We start from the raw sequence: 23,389 nt of genomic DNA, 5'->3' as shown, positions 1-23,389 counted from the left end.
AATTACATGTCTAATAGGTAAGCAAAAATTAATGGGGCAACAATGGTTGCATCACTCTCTATTATAAACTTAGGGGTGTTGATATCTAGTTTTCCCCAAGTGATCTTTTCATTTGGCACAGCTCCAGAATAAGAACCATAACTGGTCGTAGAATCACTTATTTGACAGAAATAACTCCAAAATGGCGTATCTGTACGTTCCATATCCTGATAAAGCATAGGTACGACACAAATAGGGAAATCTCCTGCGATACCACCTCCAATTTGGAAAAATCCAATTCCATTTTTAGAATTATCGGTATACCAATCGGCCAAAAAGGTCATATACTCAATCCCAGATTTCATTGTGGTAGCTTTCAATTCACCTTTTAAGACATAGGAAGCAAAGATATTCCCCATAGTACTATCTTCCCATCCTGGGCAAACGATAGGTAGGTTTTTCTCTGCTGCTGCATACATCCAAGAATCCTTCAGGTCTATCTCGTAATACTCCTCTAAAACACCCGAAAGCAACATTTTGTACATGTATTCATGCGGAAGATAACGCTCACCGGCCTCATCGGCTTCTTTCCAAATTTTATAGATATGTTCTTGTAAACGTCTAAACGCCTCATGTTCCGGGATACAGGTATCTGTTACCCTGTTCAATCCTTTTTCCAATAGATCCCATTCTTCCTGAGGTGTCAAATCTCGGTAATTGGGTATCCTTTTATAGTGGGAATGTGCCACCAGGTTCATAATATCCTCTTCTAGGTTGGCACCTGTACAGGAGATGATCTGCACCTTGTCCTGACGGATCATTTCGGCAAAAATCTTCCCCAGCTCAGCGGTACTCATGGCCCCTGCCAAGGAAACCAACATTTTGGCCCCATTGTTCAATTGGTCCTCATACCCCTTGGCGGCATCTACCAATGCTGCTGAGTTAAAGTGTAAATAATATTTTTCAATAAAATTGGAGATTGCTCCCTTAGTCTTCGTCATCTTCGAATCTTGAATTATTAGTATTTCCGGCTTTGGCGTCCACATCGTAGGTGTTGTCATAAGTATCCTCGATGGCTTCTTCCATAAATTTGTAGCTTAACATTTTATAGTAAAGTTTTGCTGCCACAAAATCAGAAGATTTATCCACCTTATTCGGACAAAGCTCCATAATATCAAAACCTACTACGTTTTTCTCGGCAAAAACCTGTTTTAAAAACTCCAAGGTCTCGTACCATAGCAATCCTCCTGGCTCCGGTGTTCCGGTAGAGGGCATAATGGAAGGATCTAATGCATCCAAATCGAACGTAATAAATACGTTATCGGTCATTTGGGCAATTACCTTGTCCATCCAATATTCATCATTCACGATATCATGGGCAAAGAAGGTCTTTTCTTCATCCATAAACGTCTTTTCTATAATATCCATACTACGGATGCCTACCTGCAATAGGTTGGTAGTCTGACTTGCCTCGTGCACCGCACAGGCATGGTTGTATTTTGTGCCCTCATAGGACTCCCTAAGGTCCGCGTGTGCGTCTATTTGCAAAACGGTAAGATTGTCAAAACACTCATTAAAGGCACGGATAGAACCAATTGAGATGGAATGCTCCCCTCCAAAAAGGGTTACAAACTTATTGCGTTTAATGTATTCTTTGGTGTTTTTGTGAACAGCATTCACCACCGCTTCGGCAGAACTATTCTCGGTAATGGTAGGGGCCAAAAATATTCCTTGCTGATAAACCTCGGTCCCAGTTTCTATATCATACAACTCCATATTGGCGGAAGCATCCAAAAACGCCTCGGGCCCTTTATCGGCACCCTTGCCCCAAGTACTTGTTCCATCATAAGGTACAGGTATCAAAACTACCTTTGCCTTTTCCAATTGTGCAAACTCATCTGGAATGCCAGCATAATTGTTATTCGTGCTCATATCCTAAAATTTTAAGCAAATCCTCTGCTTTTTGTTGTTCACTAAATAAGGTTGTAACAAGGTTTCCTTTTTCGTCCCTGTCTATTAATATATGTTTTGGGTGTGGAATTAAACAGTGCTGAAGACCGCCGTATCCACCAATACTCTCTTGGTACGCACCCGTATTGAAAAATCCGATGTACAAGGGCTTTTCCCTCCTGTATTTGGGCAGATAAATAGCGTTCATGTTCTGCTCACTGTTGTAATAATCATCACTATCGCAAGTTAGTCCGCCGAGCAGTACACGTTCGTACTCGTCCTCCCAGCGGTTAACGGGCAACATTATAAATCGCTTACTAATGGCCCAGGTATCTGGCAAGGTTGTAATAAAAGAAGAATCGATCATATTCCATTTCTCACGATCGTTCTGTTGCTTTTGATACAATACCTCATAAATAGCTCCGCCACTTTCTCCAACTGTAAAACTTCCGAATTCAGTAAAAATATGGGGCACCGGAACTTCCGCTTCCTGACAGGTGATATTGATCTGGTTTACGATCTCATCGATCATATATTCATAATCATAATCAAACGCCAACGAGTTCTTTATTGGAAAACCTCCCCCAATATTCAAACTGTCCAATGATGGACAGATTTTCTTTAGTCGCACATAGACCTTCAAACATTTGACAAGTTCGTTCCAATAATAGGCATTATCGCGAATCCCTGTATTGATAAAGAAATGAAGCATTTTAAGCTCCACCCTGTCATTGTTCTTAATCTGGTCCTCAAAAAAAGGAACTATATTCTTATAACCTATGCCCAATCGGGAGGTATAAAATTCAAATTTTGGCTCCTCTTCGGAAGCAATACGGATACCTACTTTGAAATCTCCTTTTATCTCATCTGATAACAGCTCTATTTCTTCATAGTTATCTATAATGGGAATACAATTCTGATGCCCTTCATTGATCAACCTCCCAATATTGGTAATGTACTGATCTCTTTTAAAACCATTGCAGATCACATAGGTATCATCCTTGATTTTACCCGTTCTCTTCAATTTCTCCACAATATTGATATCAAAAGCCGAAGACGTCTCTATATGGATATCGTTCTTTAGTGCCTCGTTCAAAACGGGTTCAAAATGGGAACTTTTGGTACAGTAACAGTAATGGTACTTCCCTTTATAATCGTTCTTTTTGATGGCCGCCTCAAACCATTTGTTCGCCCTATTGATATTATCTGATATCTTAGGCAGATATGTAAATTTTAGGGGACTCCCATATTTTTCAACTAGTTCCAATAAGGGAATTCCATGAAATTGAAGGCTCTCTCCATCCAGGTTAAATTCCTCCTGAGGGAAATAATAACTTTGGTGGATAAGATCAATATACTTAATGTTCATTAAAATAGTTTTTTTATAAACTTAAAAAAAAATGGAGTGTTATGGCAATAAGATAGATTCTTATTTTTTAATTTTATTATCAAATGAAGGTTTCCCATCAAAACTTGATGGAATAGAGACAGTTGGAACAACCCAGAACTATCGAGGACATCGCGGAAGTCACACTTAAAATTCGGCTGCTCATTTGATGGGCATTCACTGGAAAAATCTTCCTAATTTCCAATGGTCCGAATACATAAAAACGTTTCATAACATGAAGCAAAATGCTATGACAAATGAAAACAAAAAAAATGAAAAAACAAGGGATTTAAAAAAAATTACCCCAATTGTGAAAATACACGATAAAAAGGTCTAAATATTGCTAAAATATTCTTTTAATATATTGATTTTCAAGTTTTAATATTAAAATTTAACTCATCAAAATCTTTCCAATGAATCCAAAAAAGATGATACGTTATTCGGTGTTTGTGGTATTCTTCTCCACACTATCTATAGTAAGGGCACAAATACCTTCAAATGCCTATACTTTTGAATCACTAAAAGATGACATAACCACCTCCCATCTGTTTTTGATGGATAAGAATTACTTGGTACACACAAGTTATTCCGAGAATCCCGCAAACTTCATAAAAACGGTCGGTGGCTTTTATGAAATAAAAAATGATCATATCGTTTTGAACCTGGAATTCAATTCCAATTATAAATATGATAGCATCAGTACCATTACTATTCCCTATTCCTTTAAAAACAATCAACTTTATCTCGAGTTCGATGGGAGCCATAACAAAATGAAGACAGACCCACATAAACCACAAGAACTGGACGGGAAATGGCTGATGGCTGGAAGGGTCACTGAAGAAGGGGAAAGCAGAAGGGATACCACAGGCCCACGTAAGACCATGAAATTTCTCCTTAACGGACATTTTCAGTGGATTGCCTTTAATACGGAAACAATGGAATTCTTTGGGTCCGGTGGTGGTGCATTTAGTTCAGAAAACGGAACTTATAGCGAGCATATCCAGTTTTTTTCAAGAGATAATTCAAGGGCAGGTGCCACCTTAGGATTTACCTACGACATAAAAGATGGCGACTGGCACCATATGGGAAAAAGTAGCAAAGGTGATCCTTTGCATGAAATTTGGTCGCCAAGAAAATAAAGTTTAATGCCTCCAGCCCTTTAGCACCTTAAAGCTATGTAATACATGAGGGAAAATGGCATCCATGGATTCCTTGGCTCCATTGGTAGATCCGGGCAATGCCAAAACTAAGGTTGTCCCTATAGTTCCAGCAACGCTGCGGGACAACATGGCATAAGGCATTCTATCCTGTCCATAGCTCCTTATGGCTTCCTCAATTCCTGGAATTCGCCTTTCCAGCAAAGGAATCAGCGCTTCTGGGGTAATATCCCTTTCTGATAGTCCGGTTCCACCACAATATATAATCACGTCCAACCCTTCGGCAACAAATTCCTTTGCCTTCTGTTGGATCTCTTCCTTTTCATCTGGAATGATCATATAATTGGAGACTGAATAATTCAAAGCTTTCAGCTTGTCAATAATAGCCTTTCCTGCCTTGTCCTCTTTTTTCCCTTTCGCAATGGTATCCGAGCAAACGACTACCGCAAAGGTCAACGGCTCTTTGAAATCATCCTTGTAGTCCGACTTACCGCCTTTCTTTTGAAGTAATTTGATATGATGGATTTCCACCCCTTTATCTATGGGTTTTAGCATGTCGTACATGTTCAGGGCAACAATGCTTGCGCCGTGCATGGCCTCTACCTCTACTCCTGTTTTATAAATGGTCTTTACGGTTACCAAAACGGTAATTTCCAGTCCGTTGATCTCATAATCGATCCCCGTATATTCAATAGGCATGGGATGACAGTCCGGCAGAAGGTCAGACGTTTTTTTTACCCCCAAAAGACCTGCTGCCTTGCTAGCTGAGAACACATCACCTTTAGGCACCCTGTTTTCCTTTATCGCTTTTATAGTATCTTCTGAACTCACTTTAACGACCGCTTGTGCTGTTGCTATTCGGAGGGTAAGGTTTTTGTGTGTAATATCTACCATATCTAACTATTCACTTTCCATTGGTAACTCTCATCTTCAAAAAGCTCTTTCCCAAAAATAGGCACCTGTACCTTTATTTCTTCTACTATATGTTGCAATGCTTCAAAAACTTCTTTTCTGTGGGGAGAGGATACAAAAACAAACAGACATAATTCCCCAGCCTTTACAGTCCCTAAACTGTGATATATGTGCATGCAGTTAAGGTTGAACTTTTCAAAAGCAGCCTCCCTAATCTCGTGGAATTTCTTGTTTGCCATTTCTTCATAGGCCGTATATTCTATCGCGGCCACCGTTTTCCCTTCAATAACATCAGCCCTAACTTGTCCCAAAAAAATATCATGGGCACCAATGGTAGTTTTAGATTGGTGCTTGGCTATGGATTCCCCAATAAAATGAGGGGAAATGGCTCCGGAGACAAACACGTTTTTCACTTTTTTCTTTTCCATTACATTCTTTATTGATTCAAAAAAGTTCTTAAAGATACTTAGAATCCACTATTTAACCTCGCCATAGTTTTAATTAGGAAATACCAATACCTCAACCACACCACCCTTATGGATTTCGGATACCGATTCTGGCACATACACCAAGGCGTTGGCAAGGGAATAAGTGTGCAACATTGCCGAACTTTGTCCTTCCAGAATTTCTACCTCCCCATTTTGTAGAACCCTGGCTTTTAGTAGCAAGGCCCTGCCGAAGGTATTTGTTACTGAGGTAGTAATCATTAGTTTTCTTCTCTCTAATCCACTCCCCAATTGACCCATTATTTTTTGAAAGGCAGGGTATACATAAAGATAAAAACAAGTCAGTGCCGCTGCCGGATTCCCTGGCAAGGCAAAGACAATTTTATTTCCCCGTTTTCCAAAGAACAGAGGTTTCCCTGGTTTTTGCCTCACCTTATAAAACAAAGGCTCTACGTCCAATGCTTTTAAGGCTTTATATACATAGTCATGGTCTCCTACAGAGATGCCCCCATTCACAAGAACCACATCATTCTCTAGAAAGGCCTTTGTAAGCACCTCACAGGTAGCCATAAAATTATCCGCTACCTGATACGTTGTACAGGTCTCTATTCCATACCCTTTAACAGCCGCCAAAAGCATTTTGGAATTGCCCTCATAAATTTGACCTGGCTTCAACGCTTCGCCTCCTTCCACCAACTCATTACCGGTGATTACGATCCCAACTCTAGGCTTATCAAAAACATTAACCTCCCTAATCCCCATTCCCGCCAAAAATCCAATGGCCGGAGGGGTAAGCTCAGTGCCTTTTGGCAAAGCTAGAACACCCTTGGTTATTTGCTCGCCACATGGCCTTATATTGCTTCCAGTAACAGCCTCGTCCATAAGCACAATACTATCCCCAAGCCTTGTTACTTTTTCTTGCATAACAACTGCATTGGCTGTCTTAGGTATCATGGCCCCTGTAAAGATCCGCACAGCCTCACCAACCTTTAAACGAACCTCTTTTCCGTCCCCAGCCGCGACTTCTCCAATGATGGTATATTTCTTTTCGTGATGGATATTGATCGCATATCCATCCATGGCCGATTGGTCAAAAGGAGGCAGATCTATAGGGGCAAGCACATCTTGCGCCATGACCATCCCCTTGGTTTGAGTCAAGGGAAGGGCTACACTTTGCAGAATTGGAGTGTTTTTGGCAATTATCTGAAGTGCTTCTTCAACCGAGACCATATAGTTTCATTTTTAATGGGCTCGTTATCGCCCTTTTTACTGACAAGTCCTTTGGTAAATTCATTTAAGGTTTCTACTTTTTCCTCAAAATCCCCTTTAATGGTCTTCCGATATTCATTTAAGTTCAGTACCAGATCGTCTATATTTTCAGGGATAACATCTTCAAAGAATTGACGCAACCTTTTGGCCGTTGTAGGGGATTTTCCGTTGGTGGATATTGCCACTTTTACATTTCCTTTGGTTACGATACCACCCATATAAAAATCACAGAAGGGCGGATTATCGGCAACATTCACTAGAATGGTTCGCGCCCTACAATCATGGTACACCTGTTCATTAACCTCCACTTTATCCGTGGTGGCAACTACCATATGTCTGCCTTCCAAATATTTTTCATGGTAAGCATCGTAGGTGATTTTTACATTGTGTTGCTTCGCCAAAGTCAAGGTGTCCTCCAAAAATTCAAGGGAGACCATTTCCACCTGTGCATTTGGGCTTGATTTCAACAAAAAAGTCAGTTTCTCCAACCCCACATTGCCCCCTCCCACAATGAGAACATTCAATTGTGATACTTTTAAAAATACAGGGTATAATTCATTTCGCTCCATAATGGATGTCTTTTTCTGTCTTATAATTAATGGTAACCCTAGTTCCTTTTCCCGGGACCGAGTTAATGAACAATCGTCCATTGATATAGCTCATTCTTTCTCTCATAAAAAACAGCCCCATCCCTCCTTCACTACTGTTATCTGGTTTGTTCTGAAGTATGGTATCATCAAAACCTTTTCCATCATCATCAATGACCACGCTTAAAATTCCATCCCTAAAGTTAATGGTCACTAAAATATAATTGGCCTCGGCGTATTTTATTGCGTTGTTCACCGCTTCTTGGGTAACCCTATAAATATTGGTTTCTGCTAAAGAATCGAACCTAATATTCTCTTCAGATTTGTTCTCGAACAAAATGTTCTTCCCTGTTAATTTGGATAGCTCCATAGCCATTTTTTGTAGGGCTGGGAATATTCCATGATCGCTAAGTTCGGGAGGGGTTAGGTTAAAGGTAGCAGTTCTAACTCCCTTAATCAAATCTGTAGTTAAGGTTTTTAGATAGGCGATCTTTTCGGCTGCTTTTTCACTATTTTCCAGATTGATGGACTCAATATTAAATTTGAGGGCGGTTAGCATTTGGCCGATGCCATCATGGATATCCTTAGCAATTCTTTTCCGCTCTTCTTCCTGCCCTTCTACAATCTGACTTGCCTGTAATTGTTTTTGTTTGATACTCTCTTCATACTTTTCCTTGGTCAACTGCTCTATTTTCAGCTGGTTCTTTTTGCGTTCTGTAATATCGGAACACAAGATCAGAATACTTTGTTTTACCGCAGATTGCAACATAGGAGTAATGGACATGTCCAACCATAGGTCATCACCTTTTTTGGTCCTTACCTTGATCTCCTCGGAACGAAGTTGCTGCCTATTACTTTTTAGAATTTCTTTTAGGTATTGTTGTTGCCCTTCGTCTACCGTTAAAATCTCTGACAATGGTTTATTTAGATCTTCTTTCTCACATTCCAGCAGCTCCAAAAACTTTTTGCTCATAAATACAATACTCCCATCATTTTTGGCGCTTGCAAACAAAGCAGCATTATCTATGACAAAATTCAGTTCCTGTAACTCCAGAAGCGATTTTTCCTTTTCCTGGAACAATTTTTCGATTTCCATGGAATGTTTTTCCGATCTAACCTGACTTTCCAATAGATTTTTGATGGTCTTACGAATCTGAATGGACATCGGTCTAAAAATAAATAACATTTCCAACATCAAAATCAGCAATGAGAACCCCAACAACAAATACTCCTTATACTTTAAATTTTGTAGTTGCTTCTTACTGCGCTGATCATAATCATTTACCATTGTATCCATTAAGTCCAAAAAGGTGCGCTCATGTTGGAGCAATATGGTCAAATCTTTTTGATAGCGATTGGAAGTTGATTTATCGGCAACCCCAAATTGGGAAAGAACATCTTCCGCTGCGTCTACCATTGCTATATGGTGCGGAGCAATTTTATTGAAAAGCGCCAAAATATCCGGGTCCTCCTCCACCTTTAGTCCCATGGAATCATTCCCAAATTGCAGTGCCTGGTGGGATGTGGTCCAAACGTATAATGTTTGTTTTAAATCCCTGAGTACAGATTCTTGCGATACAATCCCCTCAGACTCCTTGAGCAGTAAGATTTCTTTGACAAGTTTTTGACTATACGCGCGTTGCCTTCCAGCCACGTTGATGATTCTGGAATCATCCAATTGGGAATTTAAATGTTTTTGGATAAGAATCTGGGCACTGATAATGGTGAGCGCAATGCCTGCCAAGGCAAGGACATACCACTTTCGCATTCTTTGAAAGGTGGCGGCATCTAAAGGCTGTTGCAACTTATCGCTGTTCATTAAATTCTGTTTTCTAAACGGAAAGTTTTCGTATTATTATTTGATGGCCAGAAACTTCTAGAGTGCAGAATTAGACCTGCAGAATTAAACTTAATGTACCCAAATTAATTGTAATTGGCCACTACCCTTGTAGAGCTTTCCCAACCAGGGCTAAAGCACCTTCGGACAATGGTAATTTAAGTGCCGCTTCGTGTCCTTTATTGGACATTTTTCGCCAGGTTTTTTGAAGGATGTCTATTAATTTTTCTTCAGAGTGTTTTTCTATAAAGGGCTCAAAATAAAATTCTAGAAATACCAAACATATAACATCTTCCAACGTCTGGGTTTCTTCGTTCTTTTTAAGCTGCTTCTTTTCCAATAGGAAGGCTACTGTATCAATGGTTTTTTGATCATATCCAACTTCCTTTAAAATTCCACTTGCTTTTTCAGCATGAAATTTTTTAAGATCCTGTCGCCATTTCAAATACCCCACCCTGTTCATTTCATAGGATTCCCTTGGAATCTCCCACCTACAGATATGCTGGCAACGAGCTGTTAGCCTTAAAGGCTCTGAAGCATCTGGCGCAAATTTATTCAGCTTTTCGGTCATACGCATGGCATACAAAACCTCTTTTGAATAGGACTTCCCTTGGAATACTTCCCTATTCGGATCTTTTTCATTAGCCAGGTCAAAAAGCTCAAAGGCCTTCTGTAGTTTATTGGTCACTTCCATGAGGATATGGGTTTGTTCCAAAGCTATTCAGAAAAACCAATATACACAAAGCCATCCGTTACTTTTACGGGATAAATCGCAATAGCCTCCAAAGTCCCGTTTAAATTCTCTCCGGTTTTTAAGGAAAATGTATTTTTGTGTAGGGGACATGCAACTTTTGGAGTACCCATATCCTCCCCTATCATCCCTCTTGACAGTACCATTTCCATTTTGTGCGGACAAAGGTTTTGGCAAGCGTACCAAACCCCTTCCCTTGTAAAGTTAAAAACAGCGATCTGTTTCTCCTTATATTTTACACACGCCCCTCCATTTTTGGGGAATTTAGTAACCTCGGCTGCCTTGAACCAAACGGTGACCTGATCTTCTTCAACGCTCGTGTAGTTTTTTAAAAGTGAATCTATCATCATCTTACATTTTAAAGGTTATTGACTTGAAAAAAAACAATTGTTGTTAATTCCAAGGGGCTGGCATTTTTTGTTCTCTAAGGGAAACAAACTCTATATTTTCATCTTCAGAATTTGAGTTTACAAAATGAGTGTATTTAGCTCTTATTTCTGGATTCTCAACAGCTTCCTTCCACTCACATTTATAAGAATCAACAAGGGCTTGCATTTCTTTGTCAAGTTTATCTACAATTCCCAGACAGTCATTTATCACAACATCCTTCACATAATCAATTCCCCCGTCCAATTTATCCAACCAAGCTGCTGTTCTGGTTAGTGGCTGTGCGGTTTGGATGTAGAACATGAGAAATCTGTCCACATATTTGATTGCTGTTTCCTTATCAACCTTTTCTACCAATAGCAGGGCGTGTTTTGGGTTGGCACCGCCATTACCACAGATATAAACATTCCAGCCACCTTCAACTGCTATAAAGCCAAAGTCTTTACCTCTTGCTTCGGCACATTCCCGTATACAACCAGATACTCCGCCTTTAAATTTATGAGGGGACCGTATGCCCTTATACCTATTCTCTATTTCAATGGCAAAACTGACACTTTCATCCATCCCGTACCTGCACCATGTAGAACCAACGCAACTTTTTACCGTTCGAAGAGATTTCCCATAAGCCTGTCCGGTTTCAAAACCTTCGGCGATCAACTCTTCCCAAATAAGGGGGAGTTCGTGCAATTTTGCCCCAAACATATCTATCCTTTGTCCCCCGGTTATTTTGGTGTAGAGATCATATTTTTGGGCTATTCTTCCCATGGCAATCATTTGCTTGGGTGTAATTTCCCCAGCAGCCACTCTTGGCACCACAGAGTAGGTGCCATTTCGCTGAATATTAGCCAAAAAGCGATCATTGGAATCCTGTATGGATTCTTGTTTATTGGCTGTTTCGTTATAAATGCTGGCGAAAATTGAGGCACTTACAGGCTTACAGACCTCACATCCATTTCCTTTCCCATGGGTATCCAGCAATTCATCATAATCCTGGATTCCCTTCAGTTTTACTATATCATAAAGTTCCTGTCTCGAATAGGCAAAATGTTCACAAATGGTTTCTTTTACCACTTTGCCCAAGGATTTTAAGGTCTCCTTTACCAAGTCATCTACCATGGGCTTACAGCCTCCGCAGCCCGTAGTTGCCTTGGTAGCTTTTGAAATAGCTTTCATGGTCTCATTTCCATCTTCCTTGACCGAACAGCAGATCTGTCCTTTGGTCACCGCCTCACAGGAACACACTACTGCGGTATCGGGAAGATCCATGGCACTACCAAAGGAAACATCCTCCCCTCCGCGGCTCCCCAAGATTAGGTTTTCAGGATTTTTGGGAAGTGGCATTTCGTTTAGGTACATCTGCAAGAGCATATTGTAATCCTTGGCGTCCCCAACCAATATACCGCCCAACAACTTTTTACCGTCATGGGTCACATTGATCCTTTTATATAAGCTTTCCGTTTTATTTTCAAAAATGATGGAGTGCCCTTTTTCTGGTGGCATAAACGGCTCCCCAAAACTGGCAACATCAACACCAATCAATTTTAATTTGGTTGACATATCAATTTCTGCCGCCATTAAAGTCGCCGTATCCCCCAATATTTGATCTACCGCCACGCCAGCCATTTCATATCCGGGAGCCACCAGACCATAGATCATTTGATTGTACAGAGCGATTTCACCGATGGCAAAAATATTGGGATCAGAAGTCTTCATTTGGTTGTCCACTACGATACCACCCCTTGTTCCCATGGTCAGGCCACAGCTTTTACCCAATTCATCCCTCGGTCTAATCCCTGCGGAAATTACTAACATATCCACTTCCAACAGATCATCTTCCCCAAATTCCATCCCGGTTATTTGTCCGTTGCCTAAAATTTGATTGGTCGCTTTACTTAGGTGGATATTAATCCCCATGGACTCCAGCTTCACTTGTAACACTTTGCTACTTCTGGTATCCAATTGTCTTGGCATCAGTTTAGGAGCAAATTCCACAACGTGGGGCTCCAGTCCCATATCCATAACCGCCTTGGCCGCTTCCAAGCCAAGCAGTCCCCCACCTAAAATTGCCGCCTTGGGGGATTTTACGGTTTTCTTTATTTTCTCGGCATATGCCAAAGTTTCTTCCAGATCCTCAATGGTCCGATATACAAAAACCCCTTCTTTATCCACCCCATTTATAGAAGGAACAAAAGGAGTAGATCCAGTGGCCAGAACCAAATAATCATAGGACAGTGTTTTTTCACTCAACGTGGTAATGGTCTTGGAATTTCTATGGATGTCAGTTACCCGCTCGTTCGTATAAAGTTGAATTCCATTATCCTCATACCACGATCTTGGGGCCAAGGACAATCGTTCTGCATCGGCATTTTCAAAAAACTCACTTAAATGAACCCTATCATATGCCACCCGTGGCTCTTCTCCAAATACAATCAGTTGGTAGGCCTCTTTGTCGGCCTTGGCCACAAATTTTTCGCAAAACTTGTATCCTACCATTCCATTTCCAACAACTATAACCGTCTTCATACGTATTGTTTTAGGTATTACAAGGCAATATTACGTATTATTACGTATTTTATTACTATTTTTATAAAAATAAATACGTAGTTTTGCTGAGAATTTAATAATTGTTACCCCTTAAAATTCAATAATATGAGCACAATCAAAGTCCCAACAGTAAGTTTAGTAGGCGCAGGACCAGGCAGTAGTGACCTTATTACGGTAAAGGGTTTACGCACCTTACAAAAGGCAGATATCATTTTATATGATGCCCTGATCAGTGAAGAACTATTGAATGAAGTTGATGAAAACATTCCAAAAATATACGTAGGCAAGCGATGTGGTGAGCACTCCTTTACTCAAGACGATATTAATAGAATCATTGTAGAGAAAGCGTATACTCATGGGCACGTAGTTCGCTTAAAAGGTGGCGACCCATTTGTTTTTGGAAGGGCAAGCGAGGAAATAGAATATGTGGAATCTTTTGGCATACCGATAACAGTAATTCCCGGTGTCACAAGTGCCATTGCAGTTCCTGCCAGCCAGGGAATCCCAGTGACGCGAAGGGGAATAAGTAGTAGTTTTTGGGTAATGACCGCCACAAAAAGGGACGGGTCATTTTCTGATGATCTATCCTTGGCAGCACAGTCATCAGCCACAATAGTCATATTAATGGGGGTTCGAAAATTAAAGGCTATCGCAGAGGAAGTAAGCAAATACAGAAAAAGTTATACTCCCATTGCCCTGATACAGAACGGCACCCTAGATAAAGAATCCTGTATAACCGGAACGTTGCTTGGAACGAAAGCAATGATACGGCAAATAGACCCGACGCTTCCCGGCATAATTGTCATTGGTGACGTGGTTGCGGAACACCCCTCATTTTTTGATGAAGAACTTCAACGGGTGCTCAATTCCAATCTTTAATCACGTTTCTCAATCATATATTAAGGTATAGCAAATGTCCAATCTGTGACATTGGTCATAATTTGCCTTTATCTAAGCGCTAATTATTTCTGGTTAGCCACAGAACTGTTGATTTTCCATAACCAATCATAACACCATGGGCATCAATCCCATAAATATTGCTTATCCATTTTTAATATCCCTTAAGATACAAGTCGATTTTTCTTCTATTTCGTAAAACATACGTATTTAAGTCTCTTTTTTTTTCAAAATACGTATTATTACGTATTAGTACTTAATTTTACCGCAGCAATATATACTGAAGTAGAACATAATTAACAACACTATGAAATCAACTGTATCAGAAAAAGCCACAAAACTTGAATTATTGAACTTTAAGAGCATTCCCATGCGTACGTTTTGGATAACGTCCATATCCTTTTTTATATGCTTCTTCGCCTGGTTTGGCATTGTTCCTTTCATGCCTGATGTCGTAAAGGATCTAGGCTTAACCCCAGCACAGAAATGGAATTCCATTATCTTGGCCGTATCGGGAACTGTATTTGCCAGATTACTAATAGGTAAATTATGTGATAAATACGGCCCAAGACTTTGTTATACCTATTTACTTATTCTTGGTGCCATCCCCGTCATTCTTTTGGGATTTGTGCAAACACCCCTACAGTTTTTGATCTGCCGATTGTTTATTGGCTTTATAGGGGCCTCGTTTGTAATCACCCAATTCCATACCTCCATTATGTTCGCCCCAAAAATAGTGGGAACTGCCAATGCCACTTCCGCAGGATGGGGTAATTTAGGTGGCGGGGCCAACAGATTGGGAATGCCCCTGATCGCCGCGGCTGTTATTAGTTTTGGTGTTGCCGAAGATATCGCTTGGCGTTATTCCATGGTAATCGCAGGATTTTTATGCTTGGCCATGGGTCTAATCTATTACTTTTTTACACAGGATACCCCAAAAGGTAATTTTGCCGATCTTAAAATATCCGGAGAAATGCCAATGCTGAAAAAAGACGAGGTCTCCTTTATAAGCACTTTAAAAGACTATAGGGTATGGATTCTTTTCTTAGTTTATGCGGCTTGTTTTGGAATGGAACTCACGGTTTATGGAACCATGGATGACTATCTCCAGAATAGATTTGGTTTGGATCGAAGCACAGCAGGAAATTTAGTGCTATCCTTTGCCTTGATGAACATTTTTGCAAGAACATTGGGGGGTTATTTTGGTGACCTTTTTGGAAAATTAAAAGGCCTGAGAGGAAGGGTCATTTTCTTGGCCTTGATCTTGGCCGCAGAGGGCGCAATGTTGTCACTATTCTCCATCACTACAAGCTTGGCAGTTGGAATGATATTCCTTATTGCTTTTAGTCTAACCGTTCAAATGGCAGAGGGAGCTACTTTTTCCGTAGTGCCCTTTATCAATAAAAAAGCCATTGGTTCTATTTCGGGTATCGTTGGTGCAGGTGGAAATGTAGGTGCTTTTTTAGCAGCCCTATTTTTAAAATCGAAATCCGCCGTAGCAGAAAGTGCGGCTATAAATTCAAATAGTGAGTTTGGGGAACAAGTCATAAAGGCTGCCCAAACCTCAGCGGCTGCCTCAGCTGTATCCAGTGGTTACTTTCTTATAGGGGGATTTGTAGTGGTATCGGCCCTCATGGCGCTAGCCATAAAGTTTGCTGCTGCCGAAGAAGAGGTTGAAGTCCGTGCCATACAATTTTCAGCAGGGGATAAATAACTATCAAATTTGAATTTTTAAACCCCGTATAACCTGATGTACAATTGTGGAATGAATACAATTTGTTTTTGGTTTTACCAATTTACCATGGATTGTAAATACGAATTGACCAACCACCTCAATAATAAAATTATGAAAAAACAACATTTATTAATAGGACTTATATTTTTAACCGTGCAAGTGATAAGCGCACAGCTTACCATTGATGGTGAATTTCGTCCTAGAACAGAATTCCGTCACGGATTTGGCACTATTATAGCCGATGGGGCCGATGCCGGCTTTGGAGTGTCTACCAGAATTCGCCTTAACACCGGTTATTCCGTTGACGCCTACTCTGTTTATGTTAGCCTTCAAGACGTAATTGTTTGGGGAGAAAACAGACAATTACTGCCAGATGATGAAAACAATTCCTTCGCTATTTTTGAGGCGTGGGCTAATATCAATTTAGGCAGTGGCTTTTCTACTAAAATAGGAAGGCAGACTTTGGATTATGATGACGAACGTATTTTAGGAAGTGTAGGTTGGACCCAACAAGCACGAAACCATGATGCAGCTTTATTGAAATATGAAAAAGACAAGTTTCAAATTGATTTGGGATTGGCCTTTAGTCAGGATTATGACAATCCATCTGGTTTCCAGTCGGTAGGGACAGCCTATAACACAACAGGCTTTTTTACCTACAAGACCATGCAATATCTATACCTTAAACAAGGCTGGGAGAATCTAACTGGAAGCTTCTTGCTATTGAACAATGGTTTTCAAAATTTTGAAAGCGATGGCGTCACACCAGATGGGATCAGCAACCTACAAACCATTGGAACTCATCTAGACTATAACAAAGGAGGTTTTGGAGCTGCAGTAAATGCTTTTCTTCAAACTGGGGAAAGACAAGGTGCCATAAATGTTGGTAATGCCTATCTCCTTGGTTTGGACATTACCTATAAAGCTTCAGATAAAATAGGATTGGGTGCAGGCTTAGAAATCATAAGTGGCAATGACACCAATACTACAAATAGAACGGAAGCATTTTTCCCTCTTTACGGCACCAACCACAAGTTCAACGGATTTATGGATTACTTCTACGTAGGCAACCACGCAAATTCAATTGGATTGTTCGATGTACACGTAAGTGCCAATTTCAAGCTAGGGGAAAAGTCGAGCTTAATGGTAAAGGCCCTAAACTTTAGTGGAGAACAGGAGTTGCCAAGTGGTGAAAAAGCTTTGGGCACGGAGTTAGATTTCGTACTTGCTCAAAAATTTAATGGATACTCACTAATGTTGGGATATTCACAACTATTTGCAAGTGACGGAATGTATGAATTGAAAGGCACCACAAAAGATTTGGCCGCTAGCTCCCAAAACTGGGCATGGGCGATGTTGGTTATCAAACCCAAATTTTTGAACACTAACAAAGACTAATCATTTAATTAAGATAGTACCAAACGATCATCGTATGCAATTGCAGACGGTGATCGTTTTTTAATTTATAAACAATACCGTATGAATACTTAGTTTTATTTTTACCCTATATTTGTGTTGTAATAATTGATTGTTTTGAACAAAACCACAAGTATTGTATTAGCAGACGACCACTCCCTGGTAAGGGATGGCATCAAGGCCCTTTTGGAAGAAGAAAAAGATTTATTAGTCATAGGGGAAGTTTCCAACGGAAAGGAAGCAATAGCCATGGTCAATGAAAAACAACCCGACCTGCTTATCATTGATATTCGCATGCCCGAAATGAACGGGATTGAAGCCGTTGAAATCTTAAAGAACCAAGGTACGGACACAAAGTGCATCATTCTATCCATGCACGATTCAGAGGAATACATTTTAAAGTCCGTGAACGCTGGTGCCAGTGGCTATTTGTTAAAAGACACAGGGAAGACCGAATTCTTAAAGGCAATACATACTGTAAGGGATGGAGGCAAATATTTTAGTGGAGATATTAGCAATGTCCTTGTCAATAATCTTTTGAACAAATCAGCGGCACCTCTACCATCTGCTACCACAAACAAGTCAGAAGAAAAGCCTTTCGACCTCACGAGTAAAGAGCTTCAAATATTGGAACTTGTACTTTCGGGTCTTACCAATAAACAAATTTCTGAAAAACTCAATAAAAGTAAACGCACCATTGAGACACATCGGTTCAACCTGATGCGAAAAATGGATGTGAAAAATTTAATTGATCTTTCAAAAAAGGCCCAACTGCATAACTTGGTTTAATTTAAACAAAAATCAAAGTATATTATATTTCATAAACCACCTAAATAGTGGTTTTTGATATTAATGCCAATTTCCCCTTACCTATTTTATGGATTCACCTTGAAATCCTAAGAACTATTACCAAAACAACACTACGTATTTATACTTAATTTTGTAATTTCATCTTCTAAACAGAAGTATTCTTCCAAGACAGAATATCATGCTGAAAAAGAATGTACATAAGACTATTTGCTCCTACTGTGGAGTCGGGTGCGGTATTCTAGTAGAAAAAGATGCAAAAGGAGTTATTAGTGTTGAGGGCGATCCTGATTATCCCGTGAATAAAGGCATGTTATGCTCAAAAGGCAAAAATCTCAATTATGTTGCCCAAGACCTTAGTGACAGGATCCTTTATCCCGAAATGCGTTGGAGTCGCAACCATCCTATGCAACGGGTATCCTGGGATACCGCTATAGACCGTGCCGCGGCCGTTTTTAAGAGCATCATAGAAAAACATGGTCCGGACAGTGTGGGCTTCTATGTTTCTGGACAATGCCTCACCGAGGAATATTATTTGGTGAATAAACTGACAAAAGGCTTTATCGGAACCAATAACATAGACACGAATTCCAGGTTATGTATGAGTTCCGCTGTGGTAGGTTACAAAAAAACGGTAGGGGAAGACGCAGTACCGATTTCCTATGATGATATAGAATTGTCAGATTGTTTCCTTATTGCAGGGGCCAATCCGGCTTGGTGCCACCCTATACTTTTTAGGCGCATAGAAATGCACAAAGAAAAAAATCCCAATGTAAAAATTATCGTAGTAGATCCCCGAAAGACGCAGACCTGTGCTTCCGCCGACCTACATTTACAGATTTTGCCGGGTACAGATGTGATCCTGTTCAATGCCATTGCGAGATGGTTGATTGAAAAGAAAAAAATTGACAAAAGCTTTATAAAAAAACACACCGCTAACTTTGATGCCTGTAAGGAAAGTGCATTTCAGCTTTCCATACGCCAAGCAGCTGATCTTTGTGGCATTTCCGCAGACGATATTCGTAAAGCGGCGCAATATATTGGGAATGCGAAGGCATTTATTAGTATGTGGACCATGGGTCTCAACCAGAGTGTCATAGGAGTTTCCAAAAATGTGTCTTTAATGAATTTATCCCTTTTAACGGGGCAGATAGGAAAGCCAGGTGCTGGACCGTTTTCCCTGACAGGACAGCCCAATGCCATGGGCGGTAGGGAAGTAGGCGGCATGGCCAGTCTATTGGCGGCACACCGCGACTTGGGGAACCCACATCATAGGAAGGAAATTGAAGAATTTTGGGGTGGCAAGCCCATAAAATCAGAACCAGGCCTAACGGCCACAGAAATGTTCGATGCCCTCGACAGTGGAAAACTAAAGGCAATTTGGGTGATTTGCACCAATCCTATCGTAAGCATGCCCAACGCCCACAAAGTTGAAAAGGCACTGGAAAAGGCAAGTTTCGTGGTAGTTCAGGACATCTCCCACAATTCGGAAACCACCAAATATGCAGATCTAGTGCTCCCAGCAGCAGGTTGGCTGGAAAAGGATGGCACAATGACCAATTCTGAAAGAAGAATTAGCTACTTACCAAAAGTCATAGATGCCCCGGGTGAGGCTCTTCCAGATGCCGAAATACTTTGGAAGTTTGCCCAAAAAATGGGCTTTACAGGATTCGGCTACAACAATGTCTCCGAAGTCTATGATGAACACTGCCTTTTGACCAAAGGCACAGAAATAGATATTTCTGGACTTTCACATCAACGTTTAATTAAGGAGGGCAGCTTTCAATGGCCTGTACCCCACAATACCCATAAAGGAACGCCAAGATTGTTTTCGGACCGTAGGTTTTTTACCAATGACCATAAATCCCATTTCAACGCGCCTCATAAAATTTATAACCAATCGGAAAAAACATCCCCAGAATTCCCCTTGATCTTAACCACGGGAAGAGTCCGTGATCAATGGCATACCCGCACCAAAACCGGTAAGGTAAAACGACTTCTAACCCATATTCCAGAGCCTTATCTAGAAATAAACAAGGTAGACGCCTATTTGCGTCAACTTAAAGATGGAGATGTTGCCATTATAAAAAGTATCCGTGGTCAGGTTCAGGTGAAGGTAAAAGTGAATTTCGATATAAGGGAACGGGTAGTATTTTTACCGATGCATTGGGGTAAGGTTTTGAACAATGATTTTGGCAGAGCCAATAATATCACCAATGATTTAGTAGATCCCGTATCAAAAGAACCCGATTTTAAATACTGCGCTGTAGAAGTGGTTAAATATGAAAAACCAAAGCAGAAAATTATTGTGGTAGGTGCCGGGGCGGCAGCATACCGCTTTGTTCAATCGTACCGGGACAAAAATGAAAAGGACGAGCTCCATGTCTTCTCCAAAGAAAAGGAACCGTTTTATAATAGGGTATTATTGCCCGAATACGTGAGTGAAGAGCTTTCTTGGGAAGCATTGGAAAAACTTAAGAAGGGGGAATTGAAAAAGCTGGAAATCAGCTTATATCCAGGGGTAGGAATCCTTTCTATTGACAAGGAACACAAAGAAATTACAGACAGCAATAACCAGACCCATTCATACGACCTGTTGGTGTTGGCAACTGGGAGTCGAGCTTTTGTTCCCAGTGATGTGCAAATTAATATGCCTGGACGTTTCACCATGAGGGAAAGAGGAGATGCCGATGACCTAAGAAAATATCTTCAAAATACTGGACTTCCGGTGGAAGAACAGCATATGGTCATTGTTGGTGGCGGTCTCTTGGGACTGGAATTGGCAGCAGCTCTTAAAAAGCGTAATGTAAACATCAGTATTATACAGCGGGCACCTCGACTCATGGAAAGGCAATTGGACAATATCGCCAGTAGACTTTTGGCTGAGGACGTTATCGAAAGGGGCATAAAATTATACTTTGATAATGAGGTGAGCACTGTTTTTGAGGAGCGTGATCAAAGATCATCCTTATCAGTAACCTTAAAGACTGGTAAAACCATCAAGTGCAATGCCATTGTATATGCCATTGGAACAAGACCAAATATAGAACTCGCCAAACATTCCGATATCAAAACAGGAAGGGGCGTAGTGGTCAATGAATATTTACAGACGAGTGACCCTTCCATTTTTGCGCTAGGTGAAATAGCCGAATTCAATGGTGGGCTTTTTGGCATTACCTCTGCTGCTGAACAACAGGCTGACAGCGCTGCGAGGTATATTTTGGGTGATTTTAGCAGTATTTATAATGGCTCCGTACTCATGAATATTCTAAAATTTGAAAATCTGGATCTGTGCAGCTTAGGGATGGTCAACGCCCCTATTAACGATAGCAGCTATGAAGAGATCATCTTCATGGATGTCACCAAGCGCTATTATAAAAAATGCATTGTCAAAGATGACACACTTCTTGGAGCCATCCTGATGGGTGATAAGAATGAATTCGCGGAATTCAAACGCCTTATTGAGGAAGAGATAGAGCTCTCCGAAAAAAGAAACGAGCTATTAAGGGGCAACACCGCTTCCGTGCCATTGAAAGGAAAATTGGTTTGTTCCTGTAGCCAGGTAGGAGAAGGAAATTTAAAAGATGCCATCAAAGAAGGCTGTAATAATTTCAACAAATTGTGTTCAGAAACAGGCGCTGGCCTCGGTTGTGGAAGTTGTAAACCAGAAATAAAAGAATTACTGCATCGGCAATTGAAATCTGTTGCCTCTTAATACGTAGAAACTATGAACGATAATCTTCACAGAATTCTAATCAAGGGAGGAGTTACTTCCCCGGGAGAATTAAAAGACAGCATAACCATGTTGGAGGCCGCCGGGCTTAAAGAGGTTTTCTTTGGCTCCCGTCAGGACCTTTTGTTTCCGCTTCAGAATATGGATGAAAAACAGCTTGAAAAAATATCCAAGTTCAATACGGACATTATTCCGGATAGAAGCTGTCAAAACATTGTCAGTTCCTATGTGTCCGCAGATATTTTCGATATGACCTATTGGCTCAAGGGTTCTACTTATTTATATATTCTTGAAGGGTTTACTTATCTACCCAAGTTGAAAATTAACATAACAGACCCTAAGCAACGATTGGTTCCCATTTTTAGTGGAAACCTCAACTTCATAGCCTCCCAACATGAAGACTATTGGTACTTCAATATAAAGTTGCCCCATTGGACAAAATCGGCCTATTATCCAGTGCTGGTCTACAGTTGGGATATAAACGCCATAGCGCTGGCCATTGAGGACATCCATGAAGATGTTGCCGATGTGGATGAACTTTTTTATATCCTTAACAAGAGTCTGGATACCAACAATAAGGTCATGGATAAGGAACTCGAAATCCCTTATACTACCTTTCCCTATTACGAGGGAATGAATCGCATGGGTGATGATCAATTTTGGTTGGGCCTCTACTGGAGAAATAATAGATATGACTTGGATTTCCTTAAAGAATTCTGCGGATTTTGCCTGGATAACAGTGTAGGTAAAATTTGTATCACCCCTTGGAAATCGTTTATTGTAAAGGGTATTAAAAGTAGCAGCAGGCCTGAATTGGAACGCTTTCTGGGTCAAAAAGGGATCAATGTTCGGCATTCCCAATTGGAGATGAACTGGCATCTGCCTGTAGATGACAAGGAAGCCTTAGAACTTAAAAAATTCTTGGTATTGAGTTTTGATCAAAATGACATAAGTACCTATGGACTTACCTTTGGCATTAGCAATGATCCAGGAAAAAGGTCCCATTTCTCATCGGTCATCATTGAAAAGAACACCCAACCAACCATTGTGAAGGAATTTGATTTTAGACCTACCTATAATGTGCTGCATTTTAAGAATTTCGACCCAAATACTCAAATATATCAGGCCTATGCACAGGATGTTGACAAAATTGAACTTCCAGGTCTTTTGATGGAACTAAGCAAAAAATACTTCAGTCAATTGGGTACAACTGATTCCATTACTAAATCATCTAAAAAGGAAAAAATCAAAGCTATCAAAGAAGTATATCAATGTGCCTCTTGTATGACAATCTATGATGACACCTATGGTGACCTTAAAGCCAGTATTGTATCTGGGACGACATTTGAAGAATTACCAAAGTCATATGTCTGTTCTGTTTGTGAAGCTCCCAAATCGTCCTTTGAAAAAATAGAGCAGCAGATTGAGATATCCTAAATCTAAACATGAACCCCTTCCAAATCCATTGATCTAAAAGGGGTTTTTTGTTGTAGCCTCACCAAGAATCGAACTTGGATCTAAAGTTTAGGAAACTCTTATTCTATCCGTTGAACTATGAGGCTGTTTTTGGAGCTGCAAATTTAGGAATACTTTTC

General features: G+C 40.4%; 18 protein-coding genes and 1 tRNA gene. 7 read left to right on the top strand and 12 right to left on the bottom strand.

The window, feature by feature from the left end; all coding sequences use genetic code 11:
- Nucleotides 1-2 precede the first annotated feature (2 nt).
- Genes ABXZ32_RS08730 through ABXZ32_RS08720 form a run of 3 tightly spaced genes read right to left on the bottom strand, consistent with a single transcriptional unit; the run spans nucleotide 3 to nucleotide 3,298 of the window.
- Nucleotides 3-980 carry a deoxyhypusine synthase family protein gene (locus tag ABXZ32_RS08730; protein ID WP_354618297.1) on the bottom strand — a complete coding sequence of 326 codons (978 nt, stop codon included), beginning with the start codon at nucleotides 978-980 and terminating at the stop codon, nucleotides 3-5.
- On the bottom strand, nucleotides 967-1,911 hold the full coding sequence (gene speB, locus ABXZ32_RS08725) for an agmatinase (protein ID WP_354618296.1): 945 nt from the start codon (nucleotides 1,909-1,911) through the stop codon (nucleotides 967-969). Before speB ends, ABXZ32_RS08730 begins: the two co-directional genes overlap by 14 nt.
- Nucleotides 1,898-3,298, bottom strand: a complete 1,401-nt coding sequence (locus tag ABXZ32_RS08720) for a type III PLP-dependent enzyme domain-containing protein (RefSeq protein WP_354618295.1) — start codon at nucleotides 3,296-3,298, stop codon at nucleotides 1,898-1,900. The genes speB and ABXZ32_RS08720 overlap by 14 nt, the downstream gene beginning before the upstream one ends.
- A gap of 431 nt (nucleotides 3,299-3,729) precedes the next feature.
- On the opposite strand from ABXZ32_RS08720, the gene ABXZ32_RS08715 reads away from it, so the two are divergent.
- Nucleotides 3,730-4,455, top strand: a complete 726-nt coding sequence (locus ABXZ32_RS08715; RefSeq protein WP_354618294.1) for a hypothetical protein — start codon at nucleotides 3,730-3,732, stop codon at nucleotides 4,453-4,455.
- Between the two features lie 3 nt (nucleotides 4,456-4,458).
- On the opposite strand, the gene moaCB is transcribed toward ABXZ32_RS08715, so the two are convergent.
- The 8 genes from moaCB to nirB all read right to left on the bottom strand — a co-directional run bounded on the left by moaCB (nucleotide 4,459) and on the right by nirB (nucleotide 13,185).
- Entirely contained in the window at nucleotides 4,459-5,367 is a 909-nt protein-coding gene (moaCB, locus tag ABXZ32_RS08710; protein WP_354618293.1) for a bifunctional molybdenum cofactor biosynthesis protein MoaC/MoaB, read from the bottom strand.
- A gap of 2 nt (nucleotides 5,368-5,369) precedes the next feature.
- On the bottom strand, nucleotides 5,370-5,813 hold the full coding sequence (locus tag ABXZ32_RS08705; RefSeq protein ID WP_354618292.1) for a molybdenum cofactor biosynthesis protein MoaE: 444 nt from the start codon (nucleotides 5,811-5,813) through the stop codon (nucleotides 5,370-5,372).
- Nucleotides 5,814-5,882: 69 nt separating this feature from the next.
- Nucleotides 5,883-7,061, bottom strand: a complete 1,179-nt coding sequence (locus ABXZ32_RS08700; protein WP_354618291.1) for a molybdopterin molybdotransferase MoeA — start codon at nucleotides 7,059-7,061, stop codon at nucleotides 5,883-5,885.
- On the bottom strand, nucleotides 7,031-7,669 hold the full coding sequence (locus ABXZ32_RS08695; protein WP_354618290.1) for a precorrin-2 dehydrogenase/sirohydrochlorin ferrochelatase family protein: 639 nt from the start codon (nucleotides 7,667-7,669) through the stop codon (nucleotides 7,031-7,033). Before ABXZ32_RS08695 ends, ABXZ32_RS08700 begins: the two co-directional genes overlap by 31 nt.
- Nucleotides 7,656-9,506 carry a sensor histidine kinase gene (locus tag ABXZ32_RS08690; protein ID WP_354618289.1) on the bottom strand — a complete coding sequence of 617 codons (1,851 nt, stop codon included), beginning with the start codon at nucleotides 9,504-9,506 and terminating at the stop codon, nucleotides 7,656-7,658. Before ABXZ32_RS08690 ends, ABXZ32_RS08695 begins: the two co-directional genes overlap by 14 nt.
- A 121-nt stretch (nucleotides 9,507-9,627) precedes the next feature.
- Nucleotides 9,628-10,218: a DUF4202 domain-containing protein gene (locus tag ABXZ32_RS08685; RefSeq protein WP_354618288.1), complete on the bottom strand. Its 591-nt coding sequence runs from the start codon at nucleotides 10,216-10,218 to the stop codon at nucleotides 9,628-9,630.
- Nucleotides 10,219-10,241: 23 nt separating this feature from the next.
- Nucleotides 10,242-10,622 carry a nitrite reductase small subunit NirD gene (gene nirD / locus ABXZ32_RS08680; protein WP_354618492.1) on the bottom strand — a complete coding sequence of 127 codons (381 nt, stop codon included), beginning with the start codon at nucleotides 10,620-10,622 and terminating at the stop codon, nucleotides 10,242-10,244.
- A 46-nt stretch (nucleotides 10,623-10,668) separates the two neighbouring features.
- The gene (gene nirB / locus ABXZ32_RS08675) at nucleotides 10,669-13,185 is read right to left on the bottom strand and encodes a nitrite reductase large subunit NirB (RefSeq protein ID WP_354618287.1); all 2,517 of its coding nucleotides are present in this window, start codon (nucleotides 13,183-13,185) and stop codon (nucleotides 10,669-10,671) included.
- A gap of 126 nt (nucleotides 13,186-13,311) precedes the next feature.
- Here nirB and cobA point away from each other — a divergent pair, with 126 nt between their 5' ends.
- From cobA to ABXZ32_RS08645, 6 genes are all read left to right on the top strand, one after another.
- Nucleotides 13,312-14,085 (top strand): uroporphyrinogen-III C-methyltransferase, encoded by a 774-nt coding sequence (gene cobA, locus ABXZ32_RS08670; protein ID WP_354618286.1) that lies wholly within the window; start codon nucleotides 13,312-13,314, stop codon nucleotides 14,083-14,085.
- A 325-nt stretch (nucleotides 14,086-14,410) separates the two neighbouring features.
- Nucleotides 14,411-15,817 (top strand): MFS transporter, encoded by a 1,407-nt coding sequence (locus ABXZ32_RS08665; RefSeq protein ID WP_354618285.1) that lies wholly within the window; start codon nucleotides 14,411-14,413, stop codon nucleotides 15,815-15,817.
- 132 nt (nucleotides 15,818-15,949) lie between these two features.
- Entirely contained in the window at nucleotides 15,950-17,236 is a 1,287-nt protein-coding gene (locus ABXZ32_RS08660) for an alginate export family protein (protein WP_354618284.1), read from the top strand.
- Between the two features lie 135 nt (nucleotides 17,237-17,371).
- Nucleotides 17,372-18,043 (top strand): response regulator transcription factor, encoded by a 672-nt coding sequence (locus tag ABXZ32_RS08655; protein ID WP_354618283.1) that lies wholly within the window; start codon nucleotides 17,372-17,374, stop codon nucleotides 18,041-18,043.
- A gap of 199 nt (nucleotides 18,044-18,242) precedes the next feature.
- Nucleotides 18,243-21,776 (top strand): molybdopterin-dependent oxidoreductase, encoded by a 3,534-nt coding sequence (locus tag ABXZ32_RS08650; RefSeq protein ID WP_354618282.1) that lies wholly within the window; start codon nucleotides 18,243-18,245, stop codon nucleotides 21,774-21,776.
- A gap of 12 nt (nucleotides 21,777-21,788) precedes the next feature.
- Complete coding sequence (locus tag ABXZ32_RS08645; RefSeq protein WP_354618281.1) at nucleotides 21,789-23,231, top strand: rubredoxin; 1,443 nt, start codon at nucleotides 21,789-21,791, stop codon at nucleotides 23,229-23,231.
- A 53-nt stretch (nucleotides 23,232-23,284) separates the two neighbouring features.
- Here ABXZ32_RS08645 and ABXZ32_RS08640 read toward each other — a convergent pair.
- A tRNA-Arg gene (locus ABXZ32_RS08640) sits at nucleotides 23,285-23,356 on the bottom strand.
- Between the last annotated feature and the right edge of the window lie 33 nt (nucleotides 23,357-23,389).

This window comes from Sediminicola luteus (genome assembly GCF_040566555.1).
GTDB lineage: Bacteria > Bacteroidota > Bacteroidia > Flavobacteriales > Flavobacteriaceae > Sediminicola.
The sequence above is the reverse complement of the archived record's forward strand: the minus strand, read 5'-3'. Positions and strand labels throughout refer to the sequence as shown.